We start from the raw sequence: 22,204 nt of genomic DNA on the forward strand, positions 1-22,204 counted from the left end.
GGCCTTCGCAGCGCGAGAGGGCAGTTTTCCGGGCGTACCGGGAGGGTAAGTATGAGCCAACTACGGGATTCGAACCTGCGACCTGCTCATTACGAATGAGCTGCTCTACCAGCTGAGCTAAGTTGGCGTTTCCCGACGCACTTTTCGGCGCTGGGGCTGCAAAGATACGCGAGGCAGCCGGCCCAGCGCAACCCTGGCCGGAATTTTCGTACAATCCAAGCCGCGCTGGCTACCTGGCTGGTGCTGGCCAACCGATATGAAACTACTCGCCTCGCTCACTGCTGGCTTTGCCGGCGCCATTGCCCTCACCGCCCTGCACGAAACCGTGCGTCGCCTGCGCCCCCACGATGCGCCCCGTATGGATGTGCTGGGCGAACGGGGCCTACGCAAACTCCTGCGCTTGGAAGACCTGCCTCAACCCTGCCCGCAAACCGCCTACTCGGCCACCATGCTGGGCGATGTGCTTAGCAATGGCCTCTACTATAGCCTGGTGGGCAGTGGCCGGCACACGCTGGGGCGCGGCGTGGCCCTAGGGGTGCTGGCGGGCGTGGGCGGCGTAGTGCTGCCAGGGCCACTGGGCCTGGGCACCGCCCCCAGCAACCGCACGCCCCAAACCCAGGCCATGACGGTAACCTGGTACACCGTGGGGGGCCTGGTAGCTGGCGCCGTGGCGCGGGCCCTGCGCCAGCGCCGTTACCCGCGTCGGCGTCCCTAGGGGCACCGCCCGGCAGCCAAGGCACAGCCGAGGTACCAGGCGGCTACCAGTGTAGCTGGCTGCCAGTGGCCGCTACATCGAGCGTGGCCTGGCGGCCTACTACTACGGCATGGTTGCTGGGCTCGTGGCCGATGGGGAAGCCGTAGCCCACCGGGAAGTGATAGCGCTGGGCGTACTGGTCGATAATTTCGTAGGCCGACTGGCCGAAAGGAATCAGGTTGTCGCGCATCTGCGAAAAGTGCCCCACGACCAGGCCCGCTAAGCCCGCCAGCTGCCCGCTGCGGTGCAGGTGCAGCAGCATGCGGTCGATGTGGTAGAGGTACTCATCCAGGTCCTCCAGAAACAGGATGCGGCCCGTAAAATCAACTTGGGAGCGGGTGCCCGTCAGGGTGTGCAGCAGGCTGAGGTTGCCCCCCACTAGCTCGCCCTGCGCGGTGCCGGGGCGGTTGAGGGGGTGGGCAAGGGCCTCGCAGGGCATGGGCGCACCCCCTAGGGCCGCCCGCAGGCTGGCTACGGCGGCCTCGCCCGCAGCCTGTCCAAATAGGACTGGCATCACCCCGTGAATGCTTTGATAGCCCAGGCGTAGCAGGTGGCAGTTGAGGGCCGTAATGTCGGAGAAGCCCGCTACCCACTTGGGGCTGGCGGCAAAGCCGCTGAAATCCAACTCGTCGAGCAGCCGGGCGGTGCCGTAGCCGCCGCGGGCGCAGATAATGGCCCGCACGCTGGAGTCGTCGAGCTGGCGCTGCAGGTCGCGCCGACGTTCGTCGTCGGTGCCGGCAAACTGGTGGCTCGCGGCTCCAATGCTAGTGCCCAGCACCACTTCGAGGCCCCAGCCGCTGAGGGTTTGCACGGCAAAATCAACTTCGGCGGCGGTGATTTTGCGGGCGGTGGCTACCAGCGCCACGCGCTGGCCGGGCCGAAGGGGAGGGGGGGCGATAGTCGACATCGAGGAACGGAATGCGGGCACAAATAACGCGGCCGCGCGGCCCAGACGGGGTTTAAAGTTAAAATAATGGCCTAGGGCTAACCAGTCGGCTGGGCTTGAGTGCTATTTTTGAATATTCACCTTTTACCCGTTGCCGTGCTATGAAGTACCTGTACCTATGGCTACTGCTGGCCCTGCCAACCCTAGGCCGCGCCCAAACCGCCGGCCTCGATACCACCCGCGGGCGCTACTACCAGCCGGTGTTTGCCAGCGCTAGCGTGACGCGCGACGTGGCCTACGGCTCGGCCACCACCTACGCCGGCGCCACCCAAACCCTGCTCATGGATGTGTACCAGCCGGCCGGCGATACGGTGCAGCGCCGGCCGCTCATCATCTTTGCCCACGGCGGGGGCTTCATCGCCGGCACCAAGGCTGATGCCTACCCAGTGGCGTTTTGCACGCGGCTGGCCCGGCTGGGCTACGTGGTGGCCAGCATCGAGTACCGTCTGGGCTACGCGGCCACCGGCTTCGGCGCGGCGGCCGATACGGCCAAGATTGCCGCTGCCGCCCTGCGCGGGGGCTTCGACATGAAAGCGGCCGTGCGCTACTTCCGCCAGGATGCGGCCGGCCCCAAAACGTACCGCATTCAGCCCAGCTACGTCGTGGCGGCGGGCTCGTCGGCCGGGGCGTTTGCCGCGCTCGAAACCGGCTACCTCGACAAGGCTAGTGAGGTGCCCAGCTACCTCGACCTGGCGGCCCTAGGGGGCATCGAGGGCAACAGCGGCAGCCCTGGCTACAGCAGCGCCGTGGCCGCCGTCATCAACCTGAGCGGCGCCACCGAAAGCCCCAGTATCATCGAGGCCGGCAACGCGCCGCTGTGCAGCGCCCACGGCACGGCCGATACCACGGTGCCGTACTTCCAGGGTCGCATCGGCTCGCTGCTGCCGCCCAAGTACGTGTACGGCAGCGGCCGGCTCAACCCGCGGGCTGCCTCCCTGGGCATTACCAACGTGCTGCGCCGCTTCAGCAAGGCCGGCCACGTGCCCTTCGAAGCCAGCCAGGCCTACGCCGATACGGTGTTCTGGACGGTGCGCGATTTTCTGCGCCCGCTGCTGAAGCGGAGCGGCGTGGCTTTGGCGGCCCGCGCTGCGGCCGCCCCGGCCGTATTCCAGGCCTATCCCAACCCTGCCCGCGAAGTGGTGCAGCTGGCCCTGCCCGCTGACTTTGCCCACCTGGGCGAGGCCGAGCTGCTTGACGTAACCGGGCGCGTAGTGCGCCGCTTCCGCCCGCAGGCGCCCACCGAGCAGCTGCCGCGCGGTGGGTTGCCGGCGGGCCTGTACGCGCTGCGCTTCGCCGGCCAAGCGCCAGTGCGGGTGGTGTTTGAGTAAAAGCCCAAGGTGCTTCCCTACTATCCCCCTAGGGGACGATACGCAGCGTACTGCCAGGCTACTGGCCGCCTCGTGGGTGTCCATAAAAAGAACTCTGGCCGCCTCGCCAGGGCTCTTTTGCTAGGCGCCAACTTCTACTGCCAGGGCGTCGAGCACACGCTGCTTCCAGGCTTGAAACTCGGGGCTGGTGCGGCGGCGCGGGCGGGGCAGGTCCAGGGTCAGCGTTTGGCTGAGGCGGCCGGGGTGGCCGTGCAGCACCACCACCCGGTCGCTGAGCACGAGGGCTTCTTCTACGTCGTGGGTTACGAGCAGCAGCGTGGGCCGGGTATCGGCCCAAATGTCAAGCAAATGCTCGTGCATGCTGGCCTTGGTAAAGGGGTCGAGAGCGCTGAAGGGCTCGTCGAGCAGCAGCAGCGCCGGCCGGGTTACCAGGGCCCGCGCAATGGCTACCCGCTGCGCCATGCCGCCCGACAGCTGCCGGGGCAGCGCATCGGCAAAGTTGCTAAGGCCCACGCGCGCCAGCACGGCGTCGGTGCGGGCCATCTGCTCGGCGGCCGGCAGCTGCGCCAGGCCAAAGGCCACGTTGGCGCGCACCGTGAGCCAGGGCATCAGCCGAGGCTCCTGAAAGATGACGCCTACCGCCGGGTGCGGGGCCGTGAGCGGCTCGCCAGCCAGCGCCACGCGGCCGGTGCTGGGGGGCTCCAGGCCCGCCACCAGGCGCAGCAGCGTGCTTTTGCCGCAGCCGCTAGCCCCCACCAGGGTCACGATTTCGCCGGCTTGCAGGTGCAGGCTGATGTCGTGAAGGGCCACCACCCCGTTGGCGAACTGCTTGCCGATGTGCTCTAACTGAAGCATTCAATTACTAATTCTTACCTGCTGCCTATCAACTTTTCAACCACCAGTTAGTAGGACGGCGTAACTGATGACTGATAAGTATTTAACTAAAACTTGTGCCGTGCGTGTCTTGCCAGTGCAGCAGGCGGCGGCCCAGCAGCGCCAGCAGCGAGTCGGTGCAGCGGCCCAGCACGGCAAACAGCAGGATGCTGGCCAGGATGGTTTGGGGCCGGCCCGTCATCTGGCCATCTATCAGCAAGAAGCCTAGGCCCTTGTTGGCCCCCATAATCTCGGCGGCCACCACAAACATCCAGCCCAGCCCTAGGCCGTTGCGCAAGCCCACAAAGTAGGCGGGCAGCGTGGCCGGCAAAAACACCCGCCGCACCAGCGCCAACCCCGCCAGCCCGTACACGCGGCCCACCTCCACCAGCTTGCGGTCTACTTGCTGAATGCCCGTCATGACGCCCAAATACACCGGAAAAAACACGCCCACCGCAATCAGCACCACTTTCGAGGTTTCGTAGATGCCCAGCCAGAGGATGAACAGCGGCACCCAGGCCAGCGACGGAATATTGCGCAGCCCTTGCAGCAGCGGGTCGAGCAGCCGGCGCATCAGCGGCAGGTAGCCCGTGAGCGCCCCCAAGCCTGTGCCTAGCCCCGCGCCCAGCCCAAAGCCCAGCGCCACCCGGCCTAGCGTAAAGCCCAGGTGCGGCCACAGCTCGCCGGTGCGCGCTAGCTCGGCAATGGTGGTTAGCACCCGCGAAGGTGCGGGCAGTAGGTTGGGCGGCAGCACGCCCAGGCGGGCCAGCACCTCCCACAGCGCCAGTAGCGCTACCGGCAGCACAGCACCCAAGGGCCACTGCCGGGGGCCTAGGGGCCGTTGGGTTGGGCTGGCCGTGGTGGGGCCCGCCGGGGCTAGTAGCGGAGCAACTAAAGTAGAGGCGGCCATGCTTACTTAACGGCTACCGGCTCGGCCGCGAGCTTGGCCGCGTACTGCGGGTCGATGAGGTCATTCAGGGTTTGCTGCACGTCCACGCTGGCCTCGATGGTGCCGCTGCGCTTGAGCACGTTGCCGGCCGCGGCGATGGTGGCGCGCTGCTGGGGCCCAAACTGCACATTGCTAAAATCGGTGCGGCCCAACTGCTTGGCGGCTACGGCGGGGCTGAGCTTGGCTTCGGTGGCCAGGGTTTGCTGCAGCTCGGCGGGGTGTTGCTGGGCCCAGGCGCGGGCGTGCTCGTAGGCGGCCAGCACCTGCTGCACCAAGGCCGGGTGCTGCCGGGCAAACTCCTCGCGCACGTTGAGCACGCCGTAGCTATTGAAGTCGGGGTTGCGGTAGAAGAGGCGGGCGCCCGATTCCAGCTCGGCCTTGGCCATGTGGGGGTCGAGGCCCGCCCAGGCGGCTACGTCGCCGGTGGCCAGGGCGGCGCGGCCGTCGGCGTGCTGCAGCGGTATCAGCTCAATGTCCTTTTCGCTTAGTCCGGCCTGGTCGAGGGCCCGCAGCAGAAAGATGTAGGGGTCGGTGCCTTTGGTGGCGGCCACGCGCTTGCCCTTTAGGTCGGCCACCGTTTTAATAGGCGAGTTGGCGCTGGTGACTAGGGCCGTCCACTCGGGCTTCGAGTAGATGTAGATGGCCTTGAGCGGGTTGCCATTGGCCCGGCCAATAAGCGCCGCCGCGCCCGCCGTCGAGCCAAAGTCAATGCTCTTGCCGTTCAAAAACTCCAGCGCCTTGTTGCTGCCTTGGCTCAGCACCCACTCTACCTGCACGTGCTGCTGGGTCAGGTCTTTTTCCAGCCAGCCCTGCTGCTTCAGCACGAGGCTCAGCGGGTTGTAGTAGGCATAATCGAGCCGGACGGTGGTGGGCGCTTCGGCCGTGGCCCCGCTGCCCGCGCCGCCGCAGCCCGCTAGCAGGCCCAGCAGCGCCAGCGGAACAAGAGCACGGACTTTCGCGGCGGGAGAATATGGCAGAAAGTTGTAAAGCATGGGTAAGCAAGGAGGTAAGAGAAAGCAGCCGGCGCAGGATTTCCTAGGGCCGGCGGGCCAACCTATTCGGCCAGCTCAGTTGCGTAAAAGGCTTCCAGGGCCTGCGTTATTTTGCTGGTTTCGAGCAAAAAACCGTCGTGACCAAAGCTGGATTCCAACTCGCCATACACTGCGCCCGCAATGCCGGCGGCCAGCTCCTGCTGCTCGCCGAGTGGGAATAGCACGTCGGAGGTAATGCCCAGCACCAGCGTGCGCGCCCGAATGCGCCCTAGGGCCGCCGCCACGCCGCCCCGGCCCCGGCCCAGGTGGTGCGAGTCCATGGCCCGCGTAAGCACCACGTAGCTGTAGGCGTCGAAGCGGGCCACCAGCTTGTTGCCCTGGTAGCGCTGGTAGCTGCCGGCCCGGTAGTCGCGCAGGCGCGCATCGTCGGGGTCGGTTTGGGTGTGGTTGTAGGCCTCGTAGCCGCGGTAGCTAAGCAGAGCCACGGCGCGGGCGGCGGCCAGGCCGGCATCGCCGCCGCCGGGGCGGTTTTCGTGGTAAGTAGCGTCGGCCTCAATGGCTAGGCGCTGCGCCTCATTAAAGGCAATGCCCCAGGCCGAGTGCCGGGCGCAGGTGGCAATAACCACCAGGTGCCGAAATACGTCGGGCTGCTGCACGGCCCACTCCAGCGCCTGCTGCCCGCCCAGCGAGCCCCCAATGAGCGTATGCACCTGCCCTAGGCCCAACTCCTGGCGCAAGGCCTCATGGGCGGCGGCCAGGTCGCGCACGGTCAACAGCGGGAACTGGCTGTAGCGCGGCTGCCCGGTGGCGGGGTCGGCGTCGAGCGGGCAGGTGCTGCCGTAGCACGAACCCAGCACGTTAGCGCACACAATAAACCAGTCGGCGGGGTCAAAAAAGCAGCTTTCCCCAAATAGCCCCGGCCACCAGTCCAGCACGTCGGCATTGGCCGTGAGGGCGTGGCACACCCACACCACATTGTCGCGGGTGGCATTCAGCCGGCCCCAGGTGCGGTAGGCCACGCGCGCGCCGGCCAGCGTTTCGCCGCTTTCAAGTGGGAAGGGATTGGGGAGGTCAAAAAGCATCGCAGATTTAACAGATTTAACGGATTGCGCAGATACGCTTGGCTGCGCCAAGCTGACTACGCGAATGGCCTTAGCTAACTACTAACAGCACTACATAAGAATCGTCAGCGTAGTCAGCTTGCCACCGGCAAGCGTATCTGCGCAATCCGTTAAATCTGCGATTAAACTTCCAGCGGCTGGGCGTGCTCGGGCGTCGGCTCCGGTATTTCCTCGTCGCCGCCTTTGCTGCTGGCACCGGCGGCTTCCAGGGCCTGGGCCAGGTCGGCCTTAATGTCGTCGATGTGCTCGATGCCCACCGAGAGGCGCAGCAGCGTGGGCGTGACGCCGGCGGCGGTCTGCTCGGCCTCGCTCAGCTGCTGGTGGGTGGTGGCCGAGGGCTGAATGATGAGCGTCTTGGCGTCGCCCACGTTGGCCAGGTGGCTGATAAGCTGGAGGTTATCAATTACGGCCGTGGCCGTGTCCTTGCTGCCGTGCAGCGTAAACGAAAGCACCCCGCCGAAGCCGCGCTGCAGGTACTTGGCTGCGTTCTGGTGGTGGGGGCTGCTGGCCAGGCCGGGGTAGTTGACGTGGGCCACTTCGGGGCGCTGCTCCAGCCACTTGGCTACTTCCAGGGCGTTGCTCACGGTGCGCTCCACGCGCAGGCTCAGCGTCTCTAGGCCCTGCAGCAGCAAGAAAGAGTTGAAGGGGCTGATGGCGGGCCCGAAGTCGCGCAGGCCTTCCACGCGGGCGCGGATGGCGAAGGCGATGTTGCCAAACGGCCCGCCCTTGCCAAATACGTCGTTGAAAACCAGGCCGTGGTAGCCCTCGCTGGGCTCGGTGAACTGCGGGTACTTGCCGTTGCCGAAGTCGTAGGTGCCGCCGTCCACAATTACGCCGCCGATGCTAGTGCCGTGGCCGCCAATCCACTTCGTGGCCGACTCCACCACGATGTTGGCGCCGTGCTTGAGGGGCTGAAACAGGTAGCCACCCGCGCCGAAGGTATTGTCCACCACCAGCGGCAGGTCGTGCTTGCGGGCCACGGCCGCCAGCTTCTCAAAGTCGGGCACGCTGAAGGCGCCGTTGCCAATCGTCTCCACGTAAATAGCGCGGGTTTTGTCGTCAATCAGCTTCTCGATGCTGTCTACGTCGTCGCCCTCGGCAAAGCGCGCCTCGATGCCCAAGCGCTTGAAGGCCACCTTGAACTGGTTGTAGGTGCCGCCGTAGAGGTACGAGCTGCTCACCAGGTTGTCGCCGGGCTGCAGGATGTTGTTGAGAGCGATAAACTGCGCCGCCTGCCCGCTGCCCACGGCCACCGCCGCCACGCCGCCCTCAAGCGCCGCAATACGCTGCTCGAACACATCGGTAGTGGGATTCATCAGGCGGGTGTAGATGTTACCGAACTCCTTGAGGGCAAACAGGTTGGCGCCGTGCTCCGCGTTCTTAAACACGTAGCTGGTGGTTTGGTGAATGGGCACCGCGCGCGAGCCGGTGGTGGGGTCGGGCTGCTGCCCGGCGTGCAGTTGCAGGGTTTCGAAATGAAGCGCCATGGGGGAGGTTACGAATTTGTTAGTTGGTGAGTAACTGCGGGTTGGGGGGCTGCGGTGCCCTAGGCCACCTGGGCCACGGCGGCCTGCTTCACGGCCGCCAAAATCTCGGCCGGCTCGGCACGGTGCTTGAAGCTGGCGTCCACCCACTGCCAGGCAATAGTGCCGTCGGGGGCGATAACGAAGGTGGCGGTCAGGGGCAGCTCGTCGGCGGTAGTGCCATTGAACTCGGCCAGGTCGATGCCCAGCGCGCGGAGCGTGGTAGCTACCTCCGGGCCTACGCCAAAAGCCAGGCCGTACTGCCGGGCCACGTGGTTACCCACATCGCTCAGTACCGGGAAAGTCAGCGCTTTCTCGCTGGCCGTGAGGCTGGTATAGTCGGGCGTTTGGGGCGATACGGCCACCAATGTAGCCCCTAGGCGCGCTAGCTCGGGCAGCAGCAGCTGGTAAGCCCGCAGTTGCACGTTGCAATAGGGGCACCAGTTGCCGCGGTAGAAAGTAAGTACCACCGGGCCCTGCGCCAGCAGCTGGCTTAGCTGCACGGGCTGGCCGTCAGCACCAGGCAAGGTGAAATCGGGGGCTTGCTGGCCGGCTGGCCGCACTTGGTTTAGCAGGCCGGAGGCAGCTACCTCGTAAATGCCACGGTCGATGGCAGCTGAAGCGGCGGTGGGCAACACGGTATTCAGGTGTTGGGCAGTAGCGGCAAGGTCGTGTTGGAAAGCAGTGGTTTGAGTGGCAGCCATGATGGTAAGCGGTAGCGGAGTTTAAGAAAGATTGGTAGCAAAAACTCCCGGTCGCACGTTGCACTATACTCGCTTGTCTTCGTTGTGTTCTTGATTGTCAGTAAATTAACAATTGGACCGATGCCTGTTCGGCCCAGGTGAGCTGGGCAGCAGCAATGCTGCCTAGTCCACGCTGCAAAACCCACGAAATAAGAATAAGGAACGCTGCCGGGCAGAGCGGTTAGCGCCGGCGACAACAGTCGCGGCGCGGTCGCATTCGCAGGGGGGCGGCTGGCGCAAGGCCAGCGGCTACGGGCGAAGACACGACAGCTACACGCCCAGCGGCGAAAGCCGGGGCAGCGGAGGAAAACGGAAAATACAAAGGGGTTGGCATGGTACTCGGTTTATATACCCCCGGCCGGTGGGCCGAGGTAGGAATTGGCACCGTTCCACGTGAAGGGAGGGTTGCCAGCGGGTCAACGAGCCTATTCTCTCGCCGCTTCTGTATAAATCAATTCAAAAAACTGCTTTGCCTACTGCAAAGGAGTACCGGTTGGTGCTGGCAAAGATAGAAGCGAATTTTATTTCCGCAACAATTTGCATGGCCGGCTAGGCGCGGTTGGTGCACGAAGCTTCTACTTAAAACAAAAAGGCCGCCCCAACGCTGGAGCGGCTTTTCTCACCTTTTTTCTGCAAAAAGTACCTAGAGACTAGGTAGGGTTAACACCTGGCCCACTTCAATGTGGTCGGGGTTACTGCCGATGGTGGCCTTATTAGCCTCGTATATCTGGTGCCACTTGGCGCCGTCGCCGTAGTGGTTGCGAGCAATTTTGGAGAGCGTATCGCCGCTCGCTACTGTGTAGGTATCGCCGTTGGTGCCCGAGGTGGCATCGGCGGGCTTGTTGCCGAAAAAATCGGTGCCAGCATTGGCTGCAGGCTGCGGATTTTCGACTGGCTTTTTATCGCCTTCGTTGCTGAGAAAATCAAGTAGGCCCATGGCGGCGAAGTAGTTAGAGGTAAAAATAAAGCCTGGATAGCCAGCTGAACGGTAGGCCGAGGCAGGTGGCTGGTAGCGGGCTGCTATACGCAGTTGCGGGGCGGGGGTTGAGCCTGGAACTAAAAAAAACCGGCCGCGTAAAGCAGCCCGGCAACACCGCTAGGCGGTCATTTTCATTCGCTCACTCTTTCATTTTCACCATGACTCCTTTCGCACTCTCATTCCGGCCTTACCTGGCTACGCTGCTTTGCGCTTTCGCGCTGCTGTTCACCGCTGCCTCGTGCAGCGACAAGGGCAAGGTAGAAGGCGCTAATATGCTATACGGCACCAATGGCAAGGTGTGGAAAACCGCCAAGGAAACTGATGCGGCGGGCGACAAAGTGAAACAAACCGATGCCCAGCAGCAAGAAACCCTGCACATATTCTCGAACAATACCTACTCGATGACCGGGACTGGCGGCGCCACCAGCGGCAAGTTCTCTTTCGACCAGGGAGCTAAAACGCTGACCCTGACCCCCGACGGTAGTACTTCTTCGAATACGTTCAACGTGGAAACGCTGACCGATAACAAGCTGACGCTAGTGGGTACCAGCGGCGCCAAGCTGATGCTGGAAGCCGAGTAGCCCGTAGCTAAGCGCACCTTTGATGAACCCCGCGTCTAGTCAGGCGCGGGGTTTTTTATGTCGGCTAACCCCAGCTTGGCGTGCCGCAAGCTTTGGCGCAGCTGCCTCGGCCCTAGGGTACCCAATGCGCTCCGAACATCCTGCGCAGTCCCGAGTATGCTGCGGGCGATGCAACTTTCGGCAGAATTACTTGCACCTTATTAGGTATGCGTTGCTTTACGTGGCTGCTGGGCAGCTTGCTGATTTTTGGGCTGGGGCTAACGCAGACGCGGGCCCAGTCGGTGGCGGGCCCGCTGGTGCCCGCCCGCCCCATTGCCCACCTCAGCCCGCCTGACACCACGTTTGCCGACCTGGAGTTTTTGCGCGGCGAGTTGGATGGGGCGCGCGTGGTTTTCTTGGGCGAGCCCACCCACGGCGAAGGCAACGTGCTGGCCGCCAAGGCCCGGCTGGTAGCGTACTTGCAGCAGCGCCTGGGCTTCACCACGCTGGCCATGGAGAGCGGCTTCTTCAGCTTACACAAGGCGCAGCAGGAAATTGAAACCGGCAAGTCGGTGGCCAAGAACATGGCGGCCAGCATCTTCCCCATCTGGATGCAGACGCAGGAGTTTCAGACGGTGCTGCCGCTGGTGGGGCCCGACGGCGGCGGCCTACGCCTGATGGGCTTCGACCCGCAGCTAAGCGGCGACTACAGCGACGACCTGACCGATGACCTGGAGGATTTTTTAGAGTCCGAGAAAGGCGCCAAAAACCTGAACTATACCCTGCTCGATGACGTGGCGGGCTACATGGAAGAGCACTTCGCTTTTCCGGCTACCCTTACCCTAGGGGCTTACGAGGCCGAGCTGGCTAAAGCTGCCCCGCTGCTGGCGCGTGCCGCCAATGCCCCCCAGGCCAGCCGCCGCGCCGAGGCTGCGTTTTGGCAGCAGTGCCTGCGTAGCCTGGGCGCCCTGGCTCGCGACTACGCCCGGCACGACCCCAACGCCAAAACGGCCGACACCTTCGTGGCCGCTGACAGCAACCCGCGCGACGCCCAAATGGCCGACAACCTGCTGTGGTACCTGCGCCAGCACCCGACCGAAAAAGTAATTTGCTGGGGTGCCCTGCCGCACTTCGCCAACCACGTAGAGGTGCTGCAAAACGACGAGCTGCGCGACTACCGCCCCATGGGCCGGGCCGTGAAAACGGCCCTAGGGCCCAATCAAGTGTACATTCTGGGCACGCTGGCCGGCGGGGGCAGCCACGGCATGCGCGGCACGGCCGGCACGCCCGTGCCCGCCCCCGCGCCCGGCACCCTGGAGGCCAGCCTGCTGGCGGCCGTGCCCACGCCCTACGCCTTCGTCAGCTTGAAGCACGACGCGCCCGGCCGGCAGCTCACCACCTACGCCTTCGACTACCAGCCCATTGCCGGCCCCTGGAGCGAGGTGGTGGATGGCTTCGTGTTTTTCCGGAGCGTGGAGCCGCCGCACTGGGTGGCGGCCGACAGCACGGCCAGCGCCGCTGCCCCCGACACGGCGGCCCTAGGGGCACCGGCCGCCGCGCAGGCTGCACCGCCGGGCTCGCTGTCGCCGGCGCCGGGGCGGGGCGGTACGGTGCTGCGGCGCACGGTGGCGGTGGCCAACGTGGCGGGCGTGCGCCCGGTGCGGGGCGTGGTGCTCGACCAACGCACGCGGCAGCCGGTGCCCTACGCCTCAGTGCAGCTACCCGAGTTGGGGCGCGGCACGGTGGCCGATGGGCAAGGCCGCTTTACAGTGGCGCTCCCAGGGCCCACGCCCTTGCAAGTGAGCAGCCTAGGCTACACGACGGCCACCGTGCGCTCGCCGGCCGGCACCGAGGAGCTGACGGTGCTGCTGACGCCCGCCGCCTACACCCTGGAAGAAGTGCGCGTGGCGGCCCGCCCGCTGCCCACGGCCGAGGCCATTTTGCAGAACGCGGTTAAGCGCATTCCCCTCAATTACGAGCAGCAGGACTACGCCGCCGAGGTGTACACCTACCAGCGCGTCACCAGTTTCGACACCTTGCAGCTGGAAGACGAATACGTGAGCCGATTTCGAGTGCCGGCTGGCTATCAGCATTTTACTGGTAACTTCATGGGCAGCGGCGACTACCCCAGCCGGCAGCTGCAGCAGCTGCACGTGCTGCGGCGCGGCCCCGACACCCTCCGCTACAAGCCCGGCGGGCGCTACGGCGACCCCCAGGGCCACGACCTGTGGGCGGCCGACCCGGTGCGCACTTCGCCCTTGTTTAAAAACCGCGGGGCGCGGCGCTTCCAGCTGAAGCTCGATAGCGTGCGCTACCGCGGGGCCGATACGCTGTACGTGCTCAGCTTTGCGGCTCGCAACGCCAACCACCGTAGCACCGGCACCTACCTGACGGGCGTATACCAGGGCCGAGTAGTGGTGCGGCGGCGCGACTACGCCGTGCTACGCTACGAGGCGCTGTGGCAGCTCGACACGGCCACTTACAACGGCGTGGCCCGCAAGAACTTCGGGCGCCCTACGCAGGTGGCGTCGCTTTATAGCCTGCTATTCAGCGCCGACCGCACAACCCACGTCGTTACCTACGCTAAGGCGGCCAACGGCCGTTACTACGTGCGCCGCAGCGTAGGGCAAACGGCTAACGCTGGCCGCAGTGTGAAAGGACAACCTTTTAATATGCAGAGCTATACGGCGCACTTCTTCACCATCCTGCCCGAGGCCGGACCGCCGCCGCTGCTCCCCGCAAGAAACCAACCACGAACTCCCGCGCCAGCGGTACCCGACCGCCCCGAATTCTGGCGTAGCTACCAACGGCCGGCCCTACCGTAGCGCAAAGCCCTAGGCCCCGGCTAGCGGCGGCGCCCGGCCCAGCGGGGCAGGTACAACAGGCCCACTAGCAGGTAGAAGTAGTAGGTGACGATGCGGTAGAGCAGCACGATGAAGCTGGTCATGGCAGCCGTGCCGATGAAGCGGCCGAAGAACGTGGGAAATGCCCCCTCGGCAATGCCCGAGCCGCCGGGCGTGACGGCAATGAGCAGTAGCACCTTGTAGGTGAGGTTGCGGGCGAAGATGAACCGGAACTCGTGGCTGGTCATGGCCGGCACGAAGGCTGCAATGAGGCAGCCGATGACGGCGTAGCGGGCCGTCCAGACGAAAACCGTGCTGATGCTGGCCCGCCACCAGTAGAGCCAGCCGGCGCCCCGCAGCTGAACCGAGGCGTTCACCATCTCCTGCCCGTGGCGGTAGGCCGTGCGCCGAAAGCGCCGCAGCGCCCGAATGGATGACACCCGCACCAGCAGCCGCCGCACCGCAAACGGGTTGACGAACAGCGCATACAGCAGCAGCCCCGCGTAGGCCGACACGGCCAGGTAGCTCACGATAAACAGCACCCGCAGCGTTTCAACGAAGGCCGAGTCCAGCTCCCTAGGGTACAACTCCTTGCGGGCCAGCACCACCACCAGTGGCACCATCAGCACGTAGTAGAGGTTGTCGAGCAGGGCCGTTACGATGGTGTAGGCCAGCGACTTGCCCAGCGGGATACCCTCCTTGGTGAGGATGACCGGGGCCACGGCCGTGCCGCCCGCCGCCGAGGGCAGCACGCACGAGGCAAACTCCCAGATGGCGATAACCCCGAAGGCCTGGCCCCAGCTCAGCTCGCATTCGGCAATGTGGCGGATGCGGTAGATATAGCCTAGGTCGCGGGCCCACAGCACCAGCAGCGTTATTAGCAGCCACTCCCACTTGGCATCGGCCAGGGGGGCCAGGCTGCCGGGCGTGTACGAGCGCCAAAATAGGAAGCCCACCACCCCCAGCCCGATGAGCACCGGCCAGATGAGCCGGCTGGGCCGCAACTGGCGCAGCAGGTCGCTTTCGGCGGCTTGCACGTCGGGGGGGGCGGGCGGCGGGGGGCTAGGCATTGGCATAGAGCTGCAAAGGTAGGGCAAGGTGCAGGCGGCGGCCGGGCTACTACCGCTAGGAAGATGCCCGGCCGGCCGCTCGTCCTCCAACGCAAACGGCCCGGCCGGCAGTTGCCGACCGGGCCGAAATAGCCAGGATGATAACGCTTTGCTAACCCAGACTACCCCTAGGGCCGCCCACCGGTTTGGCCGGCCGGCACGATGCCGCTGGGCGAGGTGGTGCCCGGCGAGGGTGGGCCCACCGCCTTGTTGGTAGGGGTGGGCTGCCTAGCCGGGGTAACGGCGGGTTTGGTAGCCGAGCTGTCGGCCGGCTGGGCGGGCGTGCCCAGGCCGGGTGTGGCCACGGCGGGCGTAGTGCCGGGCACCGCCGCCGGAGCCGCCGTGCCGGGCGTGGCCGGGCGGGCGCCGGTGCTATCGGGCCGGGCGCCCTGGTTGCGCAGTTGCTGCAGCGAATCGGCCGGAATAGCGCGGCGCGTCGAGTCAGTAGCGCTGGCCGGGCGTTGGCCCGCCGGGCGCTGGCCGGCTGCACCGGGGTAGCCGCCGGTTCGCTGGCCGGCTCCGCCGCCGCGCTGGCCGCCCGCCCCACCGGCGCCTTGGCCGCCACCTACCCCTGCGCCGCCCCCGAGGTCGCCCCCGCCGAGGTCGCCCCCACCGCCTTCTTTCAGGTCGTCGTTATTTACGCCTTTGGCGCGCGAGGGACCGGCCGTGAGCTTGCCAATGCGGTAGCTGAAGTTAATCTTGAAGTTCAGGTTGTGAATGACGTTGGTACTGCTTTGCTGCAGCACCGGGCCGTTGAGGACCACGCCGTTGTAGCTGTCCACGTAGGGCGTCGACACCTCGTTGCGGATGCGAATCTGGCCCGTGAAGAAGTTCTCGGCCCCGAAGCCGATGCTGCCGCGCTTCTCGGCAAAGCTCTTCTGCAAGCTCAGGCTGTAGATGCCGAAGCCGCTTTGGTAGCCTTGCAGCTGCACCTGCTGCCCGCGGTAGAAGCCGAAGAGTTGCAGCGAGTAGTTCTTGCCCAAATCATACGAGCCAAACGCCCGCGCGTTTACCACAAATCCTTGGTTGCTAGAGTTATAAATGCTAGTTTGGTCGTTGTTGCGCAGCACGGCGTAGTACACGTCGGTGCTGCCGTTTAGGCTGAGCTTACCCGAATTTACCCCTAGGAACAGGCTGCCGCCGTAGGCGTTTTCGGTACCCGCGTTGCGGTAGGTAGTCAGCAGGCCGCCCACGGCGCGGGTGGGGTTCAGCGAGTCGGGCAGCGGCACGCGCACCGACTGGATGGCGCCCGTGGTGTTGCGCACAAAGGCCGTCAGGTTCACGTTTACCTTCTGCTTAATTTGGGTGCTGTAGCCAGCTTCGTAGTTGTTGGTGTATTCGGGACGCAGCAGCGGGTTGCCGGCCGAGGCGTTCAAGGGGTTGCTGGCCTGTACGTTGGGGTTCAGAAACTGCAGCGAGGGGCGCTGAATGCGGCGGTTGTACGAGAGCTTGATGATGTTGCCGTTCTCGAACTTGCGCGACAGGTTGATGCTCGGCACCAGCACCCCATAGTCGGGAATGTTGGTGCCCGTAAGCACGCCCTGGCTGTTGCTGAAGCTGGCGTTGATGGTGGTGTACTCGAAGCGCACGCCCGGCTTCACGGTGAAGCCCTTGGGCAGCCCCACGGTGTAGGTGGCGTAGCCAGCCGCCACGTTCTGGTTGTATAAGAACGAGTTGTTGAGCGTGCCGCCGGTGGCGGGCGTCAGCACCGGGTCGTAGAAGTAATTGTAGGTACTCGACACCTTGCGCACGATGTCCTTCACGCCCACTTCCAGCAGCTGGTTTTTGACGGTGGGCGTGGCGTAGTCGAGCTGGCCGGTTATCTCCTGGTTGTAGCTGTCGTTGTTGTTGCCCAGGTTGCCAATAAACGAGCGGTCGCTGGGCGCGAAGACGCCGTTGGTGAAATCGTTGACTTGGTTGTTACGGCTAAACAGCGTCAGCACGCTCAGCTCGCGCTGGGGCACAGCGTAGGTGTGGGTGTAGTTGAGGCTGGCGTCAACGGTGTTCGAGTTGTTGGTCGATTTCACGTTGCGCAGCGACGTAGTGCCTAGGGTAGCGCTGGGGTTGGTGCTGGCCAGCGTGGTGCTGAGCAGGTTATCCTGGTAGTTGGTGCCGTTGCGCACGCCGTAGGCCAGCGAGCCCGCCAGCGAGTTCTGCTTGTCGAAGTCGTAAGTCATGCCCAGCGTAAAGCGCCCGAAGGCGTCGTTGCGGCGGGTGGCGGCGTTCTGCTCCACGGTGGTGCGGTAGCCGTTTTGCAGGTTGGTGCTGGTTTGGAGGTTGTCGAAGCTGCCCGGCTGGTTGTAGCTGGCGCGCCCAAAGCCCCCCAGGCTCACCCCAAACTTGCCGGTGCGGTAGTTGCCGTTCAGGCCCAGGTTGGTGCCCCGGTTGCCGGCGCCCACATTCACGCCCAGCGAGCCGCCGCGCAAATCGTTGGTTTTGGTCACGATGTTGATGATGCCGCCCGAGCCTTCGGCGTCGTACTTGGCCGAGGGCGAGGTAATCACCTCCACCGTCTGAATCTGGTCGGCCGGAATCTGCTTCAGCGCATCGGCCACGCTGCTGGCCGAGATGGTGCTGGGCTTGTTGTTAATCAGTACCTTAATGTTCTGGCTGCCGCGCAAGCTCACGTTGCCGTCCAGGTCCACGCTCAGCAGGGGCACCCGCTTGAGCACGTCGGTGGCATCGCCGCCCTGGGTGGTTTTGTCCACGTCGGCGTTGTAGATGGTGCGGTCCACGCGCTCCTCAATTAGGGGCTTGCGGCCGGTCACCACTACCTCGCCTAGCTTCTGGGCCTCGCCCTTCAGCACAATGGCCCCTAGGCTCACGTTGCCGCCGGTGGCGGGCACCGTCACGGTGCGCGTCTGGGTAGTGTAGCCGATGAAGCTGACTTCGACCCGGTAGGTGCCGGCCGGCACGGGCAGCACAAACTTGCCGTCGTCGCCCGCCACGCCGCCGTTCACCTGGCTGTTGGTGGCAGGGTTGATGACGGCCACCGTGGCGTAGGAAACCGGCTTGCCGCCGGCCGCGTCCGTCACCGTGCCCGTGAGGCGGCCCGCCGTGCGGGTGGCCGGGGCGGCGGGCGCGGCGCCCGCGGGCCGGCCACCGCCTTGGGCCTGAGCCAGGTACGGGCTGACAGCCAGCCCCAGCGTCAGCAGCGAAAGCGCCGAAAAAGTAGTTTTTTGCATAAAAATCATAACGGCCAAAGTGCGCGAATAGCTAACGCAGGTTGCACGATTAAGCTTTAATTTTTCTCGATTCATCGGCCGGCCCCGCCATTGTGCCGACCAAGCCATCCAAACAGCAGATTGACAGGACCCTTGCCTTGCCGCCTACCAGTGCCCTAGGCCCCACGCCGCCCAAAGCCGGGGTAGGTAAGGGCGCCGCAGGTAGGTTAGCGGGGCAAAGCTACTTTTCCGGCTGCGCCCGGCCCAAGCAGCCATCGCCGAGCCGTTGGGAACGGGGCTCCCAAGGGACGAAAACCTACCCCGAAGCGTTGCTACAAATCGGCTGCTTAACCCAGGTGCGGTCACTGTGCGTATAGGCAAGCCTCCGCCCAACTGCCGCCAATGCCCCCGCCCGCGCCTGCTTCCACTCCAGCCGCCCCCCTGGGCCGCCCGCGCCTGGGGCTGCGGCGCGAGGTACTGCTGGCGCTGCTGCCCACCGTCACCGTGTTGGGCTTGCTGTTTTTGCTTAAGCTGCTCAGCAACCAGCAACTGCTGTTTGCCTCGCTGGCCAGCAGCTGCTTTCTTATTTACCTCGACCCCAGCCACCCGGCCAACAGCGCCCGCACGCTGGCCGTGAGCCAGCTAGCCGCCGCAGGCCTAGGGTACGTTTGCCACGCCGGGCTGGGGCCAAGCTACGTTAGCGCGGCGCTGGCGCTGGTGGGCATCATCGCCTTCATGTTGCTCACCAATACTATGCACCCGCCGGCGGTGGGCACGGCCCTGAGCTTCGCCTTCCGGGCCGGCGGCAGCGGCGAAACCAACCTGCTGCTGTTTGGGCTGGCCGTGGGTTTGGTGCTGGTGCTGCTGGCCGTGCAGCGCGGCTCGGCGTACTTGCTGGCCCGCTTCACGGCGGCCGGCGCCCAGTAGCGTTTTCTTTCCCCTTACCCCCTAGGCCAGCGGCATGCCCGAACCCATTAACACCCTTTTTTCGCGCACCGAGGCCACGGTGGTAGCGGCCGTGCAGTGGCTTAAGCTGGGCGGCGAGCTGCTGGGCGCCCTCGTTATCGGGCTGGGCATTGTGGTGGCGGGCGTGCTGCTGGTGCAGGCGCTGGCGGCGCGGCGCACGGCCAACTTCACGGCCATCCGCCTCTCCTTGGCGCGCTACCTGGCCCTGGCGCTGGAGTTTCAGCTCGGTGCCGACATTCTCTCGACGGCCATCGCCCCCAGCTGGCAGGAAATTGGTAAGCTCGGCGCCATTGCCGTTATCCGCACGGCGCTCAACTTCTTCTTATCTAAGGAAATGGAGCAGGAGCGCAAGGTGACCGATGCCGAAGACGACGTAGTGGCCAAGTCGCAGCCCGATAAGGCCGCCGGCTAGCGCTGGTACACGCGCACGTAGTCGATTTCGTAGCGGGCGGGCAGGCTGGTGGGGGCCAGCGCGCCGCCGTTGTCGCCCCCCAGGGCCAGGTTGAGCAGCAGGTAGTGCGGCTGATGCAGGGGGTTGAAGCCGCTGCCATCCTGGTTCACCGCCTGGCTGAGCGGCGTTTCATTGAGCAACTCCTCATCTACGTACAGGCGCACGGCCTGCGCGTCCCAGTCCATCCGCCAGACGTGGAACTTACTGGCCCAGGTTGGGTCGGCGAAGCTGCGCAGGGGCTTAGTTTCAGAGTGCCACTTGGCGGTATAGAGCTGGGCGGTGCCGCTGGCCACGTTAGCTAAAATCTTGCCCCGATAGTACTCCATAATGTCAATTTCACCATTCGAGGGCCAGGGCTTACTAACCCCTAGGGTCCAGAAAGCGGGCCACAGGCCGGGGGCGGTGGGGATGCGCGCCCGCAGCTCGAAGCGGCCGTACTGCCACTGGTGCCGGCCACGGGTGTTGAGGCTGGCCGAGGTGGCGGTGATGGTGGGGCGGCTGGTGCGCCAGTCGGGGCTGCCGGGCCGGTAGGTGGGGTTGGGGCGGCTGGCCGGCCGGGCCTCCAGTACAAGCAGCCCGTTTTCGCAATGCGCGTTTTCGGGCTGGTACCACTGCGCCTCGTGGTTGCGCACGAAGCCAGTTTCAAACCGCCAGTTAGTTGAATCGGGCCGGCCGGGCTGGTTGAACTCGTCGGCCCACACCAAGTGGTAGCCTTCGGGGGTGGCCGTGGGCCTAGGGTCCGGCGCGCCGCCAGGGCGGGTAGCGGCGGGGCTGGCCGGGGCCGGGCCAGTTGGCCTCGCCGCCAGCCCTAGGGCCACCGGCCGCACGGGCTGGCCCGGCCGCCAGTCTAGCACGCCCACTGGCTGCGGGGGCAGGTTTTCGAGGGTTTCGCCGTCGCCCTGGCCCGTGCGCTGCACAAAGAGGCTCAGCACCTGCTCCTTTTTCCAGCGCTCGGTGTCGTAGCTCGGCTCCCAGTTGCCAACCGGCGTAGTGGTGAGGTCGGCCGCTACCCACTGGCTTTGGGCCAGGTTGGCGCAGCTCAGCACCGAGGCCCGGTCCTGCCGCTCGGCGTCGCGAAAGAGCAGGTAGGCGGCAGTTTGGCCGCGCTGATTAGCCACCAGCAGCTGCGGGCGCGAAATCGGAATCTTCTTGGTGCCGGCGCCGCTCAGGCTGAAGGGCGTGGTGCGCTGGCTTACCTGGCTGGTTTGCCAGCTGTTGCCAGCCAGGTAAAGTAGCTGATACTGCGGCACCTGGGTGCCCTGGGGCCGCCAGTAGCTGGCAATGTAGGGCCGGCCCTGGGCATCGGCCGTGATGCTGGTTTGGTTGATTAGCTCGCTGCCCGGCGGAATGCGGGCCGCGTACTCGGCCGTGGCCGCCGTAATGGGTAGCTGGTACGCCTCGCCGGTGCTTTTTTGCCAGGTGCGGCCCCCATCGCGCGAGCGGGCATAGGCCATGTCGTGGTTGGAGGCCACGTTGGGGCTTTCGCGCCACACCCAGGCCAGGTGCAGCGTGCCCTGGGCGTCGAGGCAAGCCTGCCAGTAGGCATTGCGCTGGCCCTCGCCGTCGAGGAGCACGGTGTGCAGGCGCGTCCATTTTCGGGTTTTAACGGCGTAGCGGTTCAGCACCAGGTTGCCGTTGCCCGAGCCGCCGTCGCGGTACAGAAACAGCAAGTCGCCCGTGGGGAAGCGGTAAAACTCGGGGTAGCTGACTTTCTGCTCCTGCTGCCCGGTCATGGCCTCGAGGGGGCCTAGGGTGAGGGCGCCGGGCGCGGTGCTGCGGCAGTAGCGCAGCGGGTCGTTGTGGTGGTCGAAGCTCAGGTGCAGGTAGCCCGCGCCATCCACCATCAGGCTGATAACGTTGTGGGCGTCTTGCACGTGGCCTTGGTAGGGCGTGCGGCGCACCTGCCAGGGCCCGGCCGGCAGGCGGCGCTTGGCCAGCGTCACGTACCCGAGCGAGTCGTAGTAGGCCACGTACTGGTCGCGCCCTAGGCTCACCACCGAGTTCTTGCGAAATACCGCGCCGTTCACGTTGTTCTTGGCCCAGCCCAGCCCCACCCGCGCCATAGTTTGGGCGCGGGCCCCTAGGGCACCGGCCAGCAGCACGAGTAGCAAACAGCGGGAAAAGTAGGGTAGAAGCATGACGCGTGAGAATTAGTGCTGCGCCAGGCCGCGAATCATAATGGTGCCGGGCGGGTGCACGGTAGGCTGGCTTGTATAAGGCACCAGGCGAATATTGACGACGGTAGCGGCCGCGGTTTGCGGCGCGGCCCGCGTTATGTCAAAGCCCGCAATGGCGTCGGCCACCAGTTGCAGCGACTCATCCTGAATGGGCGCGCCGTTCAGCTCAAACCTGACCGGGCCGCGCAGCTTTAGCCCGCGTTTGATGGCCGCCAGCGACCTGGCCTGCAGTTTTATCCTAGGCTTGGTCTTGAGGGCAAGGCTGACGAGGCCCGCCGCCGTCAGGCTACGCCACTGCATTGGCCCGCTTCCCTGCTTATAAATGTCAAGTTTGGTTATTTGCTGCGGGTTTATGGCGTTTAGTACGCTCATACTGGTGAGGTAGCGCCCGTTTATGATGCACAACGGCCACAGAATCCCAGGCTGCGCCTGCGGCGAAGCTGCTGTAGAGGCTGGTGCGGCCGGCTTTTTAGGTTGAATCTCAACTCCCAGCTTGGGCGTGGGCAAGACTACAACCGGGGTTGCCGGCATGAGCGGCGCCACGGCTGGGCGCTGCGCCCAGCCTAGGGGCCCGGCCAGCAAACAGGCGGTGGCAAGCAGCAGCGAAATAATGAGGGGAGCACGCATGGCAAGAAGGCTTTTTTCCTGAGGCAGCGAACGTTAGAAGTTGGCCGTTAGGCTCAGCATGACCAACGTTTTTTGGGTTTCGCTGCCCCTGCTGATTCT

Annotated in this window: 18 protein-coding genes, 1 tRNA gene and 1 riboswitch; of the genes, 6 read left to right on the forward strand and 13 right to left on the reverse strand. The window is 65.1% G+C overall.

Annotated features, from left to right (window positions below):
- Nucleotides 1–54: 54 nt before the first annotated feature.
- A tRNA-Thr gene (locus HHL22_RS12040) sits at nucleotides 55–127 on the reverse strand.
- A 129-nt stretch (nucleotides 128–256) separates the two neighbouring features.
- Here HHL22_RS12040 and HHL22_RS12045 point away from each other — a divergent pair.
- On the forward strand, nucleotides 257–715 hold the full coding sequence (locus tag HHL22_RS12045; protein WP_169531579.1) for a hypothetical protein: 459 nt from the start codon (nucleotides 257–259) through the stop codon (nucleotides 713–715).
- A gap of 43 nt (nucleotides 716–758) precedes the next feature.
- Here HHL22_RS12045 and HHL22_RS12050 read toward each other — a convergent pair whose 3' ends face one another.
- Complete coding sequence (locus tag HHL22_RS12050; RefSeq protein WP_169531581.1) at nucleotides 759–1,661, reverse strand: S66 peptidase family protein; 903 nt, start codon at nucleotides 1,659–1,661, stop codon at nucleotides 759–761.
- 140 nt (nucleotides 1,662–1,801) lie between these two features.
- Here HHL22_RS12050 and HHL22_RS12055 point away from each other — a divergent pair, with 140 nt between their 5' ends.
- Complete coding sequence (locus HHL22_RS12055; RefSeq protein WP_169531582.1) at nucleotides 1,802–3,028, forward strand: carboxylesterase family protein; 1,227 nt, start codon at nucleotides 1,802–1,804, stop codon at nucleotides 3,026–3,028.
- Between the two features lie 120 nt (nucleotides 3,029–3,148).
- Here the strand turns inward: HHL22_RS12055 and HHL22_RS12060 are convergent, their stop codons facing one another.
- The 7 genes from HHL22_RS12060 to HHL22_RS12090 all read right to left on the reverse strand — a co-directional run bounded on the left by HHL22_RS12060 (nucleotide 3,149) and on the right by HHL22_RS12090 (nucleotide 10,166).
- Nucleotides 3,149–3,883, reverse strand: coding sequence for an ABC transporter ATP-binding protein (locus HHL22_RS12060; protein ID WP_169531584.1), 735 nt, complete (start codon nucleotides 3,881–3,883; stop codon nucleotides 3,149–3,151).
- Nucleotides 3,884–3,965: 82 nt separating this feature from the next.
- Entirely contained in the window at nucleotides 3,966–4,811 is an 846-nt protein-coding gene (locus tag HHL22_RS12065; RefSeq protein WP_169531586.1) for an ABC transporter permease, read from the reverse strand.
- Nucleotides 4,812–4,813: 2 nt separating this feature from the next.
- Nucleotides 4,814–5,842 carry an aliphatic sulfonate ABC transporter substrate-binding protein gene (locus HHL22_RS12070; protein WP_169531587.1) on the reverse strand — a complete coding sequence of 343 codons (1,029 nt, stop codon included), beginning with the start codon at nucleotides 5,840–5,842 and terminating at the stop codon, nucleotides 4,814–4,816.
- Nucleotides 5,843–5,904: 62 nt separating this feature from the next.
- Nucleotides 5,905–6,924 (reverse strand): homoserine O-acetyltransferase family protein, encoded by a 1,020-nt coding sequence (locus tag HHL22_RS12075; protein WP_169531589.1) that lies wholly within the window; start codon nucleotides 6,922–6,924, stop codon nucleotides 5,905–5,907.
- Nucleotides 6,925–7,085: 161 nt separating this feature from the next.
- The gene (locus tag HHL22_RS12080) at nucleotides 7,086–8,450 is read right to left on the reverse strand and encodes an O-acetylhomoserine aminocarboxypropyltransferase/cysteine synthase family protein (protein WP_169531590.1); all 1,365 of its coding nucleotides are present in this window, start codon (nucleotides 8,448–8,450) and stop codon (nucleotides 7,086–7,088) included.
- A 59-nt stretch (nucleotides 8,451–8,509) separates the two neighbouring features.
- On the reverse strand, nucleotides 8,510–9,190 hold the full coding sequence (locus HHL22_RS12085) for a peroxiredoxin-like family protein (protein ID WP_169531591.1): 681 nt from the start codon (nucleotides 9,188–9,190) through the stop codon (nucleotides 8,510–8,512).
- A 380-nt stretch (nucleotides 9,191–9,570) separates the two neighbouring features.
- Nucleotides 9,571–9,682, reverse strand: a riboswitch (SAM riboswitch).
- A 190-nt stretch (nucleotides 9,683–9,872) separates the two neighbouring features.
- Entirely contained in the window at nucleotides 9,873–10,166 is a 294-nt protein-coding gene (locus HHL22_RS12090) for a LysM peptidoglycan-binding domain-containing protein (protein WP_169531592.1), read from the reverse strand.
- A gap of 200 nt (nucleotides 10,167–10,366) precedes the next feature.
- Between HHL22_RS12090 and HHL22_RS12095 the strand changes: the two genes are divergently transcribed.
- The gene (locus HHL22_RS12095) at nucleotides 10,367–10,789 is read left to right on the forward strand and encodes a hypothetical protein (protein ID WP_169531594.1); all 423 of its coding nucleotides are present in this window, start codon (nucleotides 10,367–10,369) and stop codon (nucleotides 10,787–10,789) included.
- 206 nt (nucleotides 10,790–10,995) lie between these two features.
- Complete coding sequence (locus tag HHL22_RS12100; RefSeq protein ID WP_169531595.1) at nucleotides 10,996–13,593, forward strand: erythromycin esterase family protein; 2,598 nt, start codon at nucleotides 10,996–10,998, stop codon at nucleotides 13,591–13,593.
- Between the two features lie 20 nt (nucleotides 13,594–13,613).
- On the opposite strand, the gene HHL22_RS12105 is transcribed toward HHL22_RS12100, so the two are convergent.
- Entirely contained in the window at nucleotides 13,614–14,687 is a 1,074-nt protein-coding gene (locus tag HHL22_RS12105) for a lysylphosphatidylglycerol synthase transmembrane domain-containing protein (protein WP_241738092.1), read from the reverse strand.
- A 161-nt stretch (nucleotides 14,688–14,848) separates the two neighbouring features.
- The gene (locus tag HHL22_RS12110; RefSeq protein ID WP_169531597.1) at nucleotides 14,849–17,905 is read right to left on the reverse strand and encodes an outer membrane beta-barrel family protein; all 3,057 of its coding nucleotides are present in this window, start codon (nucleotides 17,903–17,905) and stop codon (nucleotides 14,849–14,851) included.
- A 381-nt stretch (nucleotides 17,906–18,286) separates the two neighbouring features.
- Between HHL22_RS12110 and HHL22_RS12115 the strand changes: the two genes are divergently transcribed.
- Together HHL22_RS12115 and HHL22_RS12120 are read left to right on the forward strand one after the other, a co-directional pair.
- Nucleotides 18,287–18,811 (forward strand): HPP family protein, encoded by a 525-nt coding sequence (locus HHL22_RS12115; protein WP_169531598.1) that lies wholly within the window; start codon nucleotides 18,287–18,289, stop codon nucleotides 18,809–18,811.
- 34 nt (nucleotides 18,812–18,845) lie between these two features.
- A complete protein-coding gene (locus HHL22_RS12120) occupies nucleotides 18,846–19,262 on the forward strand; it encodes a DUF1622 domain-containing protein (protein ID WP_169531599.1) in 417 nt (138 codons plus the stop codon).
- Here HHL22_RS12120 and HHL22_RS24385 read toward each other — a convergent pair.
- Both HHL22_RS24385 and HHL22_RS12135 read right to left on the reverse strand, forming a co-directional pair.
- Nucleotides 19,259–21,403, reverse strand: coding sequence for a BNR-4 repeat-containing protein (locus tag HHL22_RS24385; RefSeq protein WP_317172678.1), 2,145 nt, complete (start codon nucleotides 21,401–21,403; stop codon nucleotides 19,259–19,261). The two genes, HHL22_RS12120 and HHL22_RS24385, sit on opposite strands and share 4 nt — an antisense overlap.
- A gap of 48 nt (nucleotides 21,404–21,451) precedes the next feature.
- On the reverse strand, nucleotides 21,452–22,105 hold the full coding sequence (locus tag HHL22_RS12135; RefSeq protein ID WP_169531600.1) for a hypothetical protein: 654 nt from the start codon (nucleotides 22,103–22,105) through the stop codon (nucleotides 21,452–21,454).
- Nucleotides 22,106–22,204 lie beyond the last annotated feature (99 nt).

Origin of the sequence: Hymenobacter polaris, assembly GCF_012927305.1 — a bacterium.
Taxonomy (GTDB): domain Bacteria; phylum Bacteroidota; class Bacteroidia; order Cytophagales; family Hymenobacteraceae; genus Hymenobacter; species Hymenobacter polaris.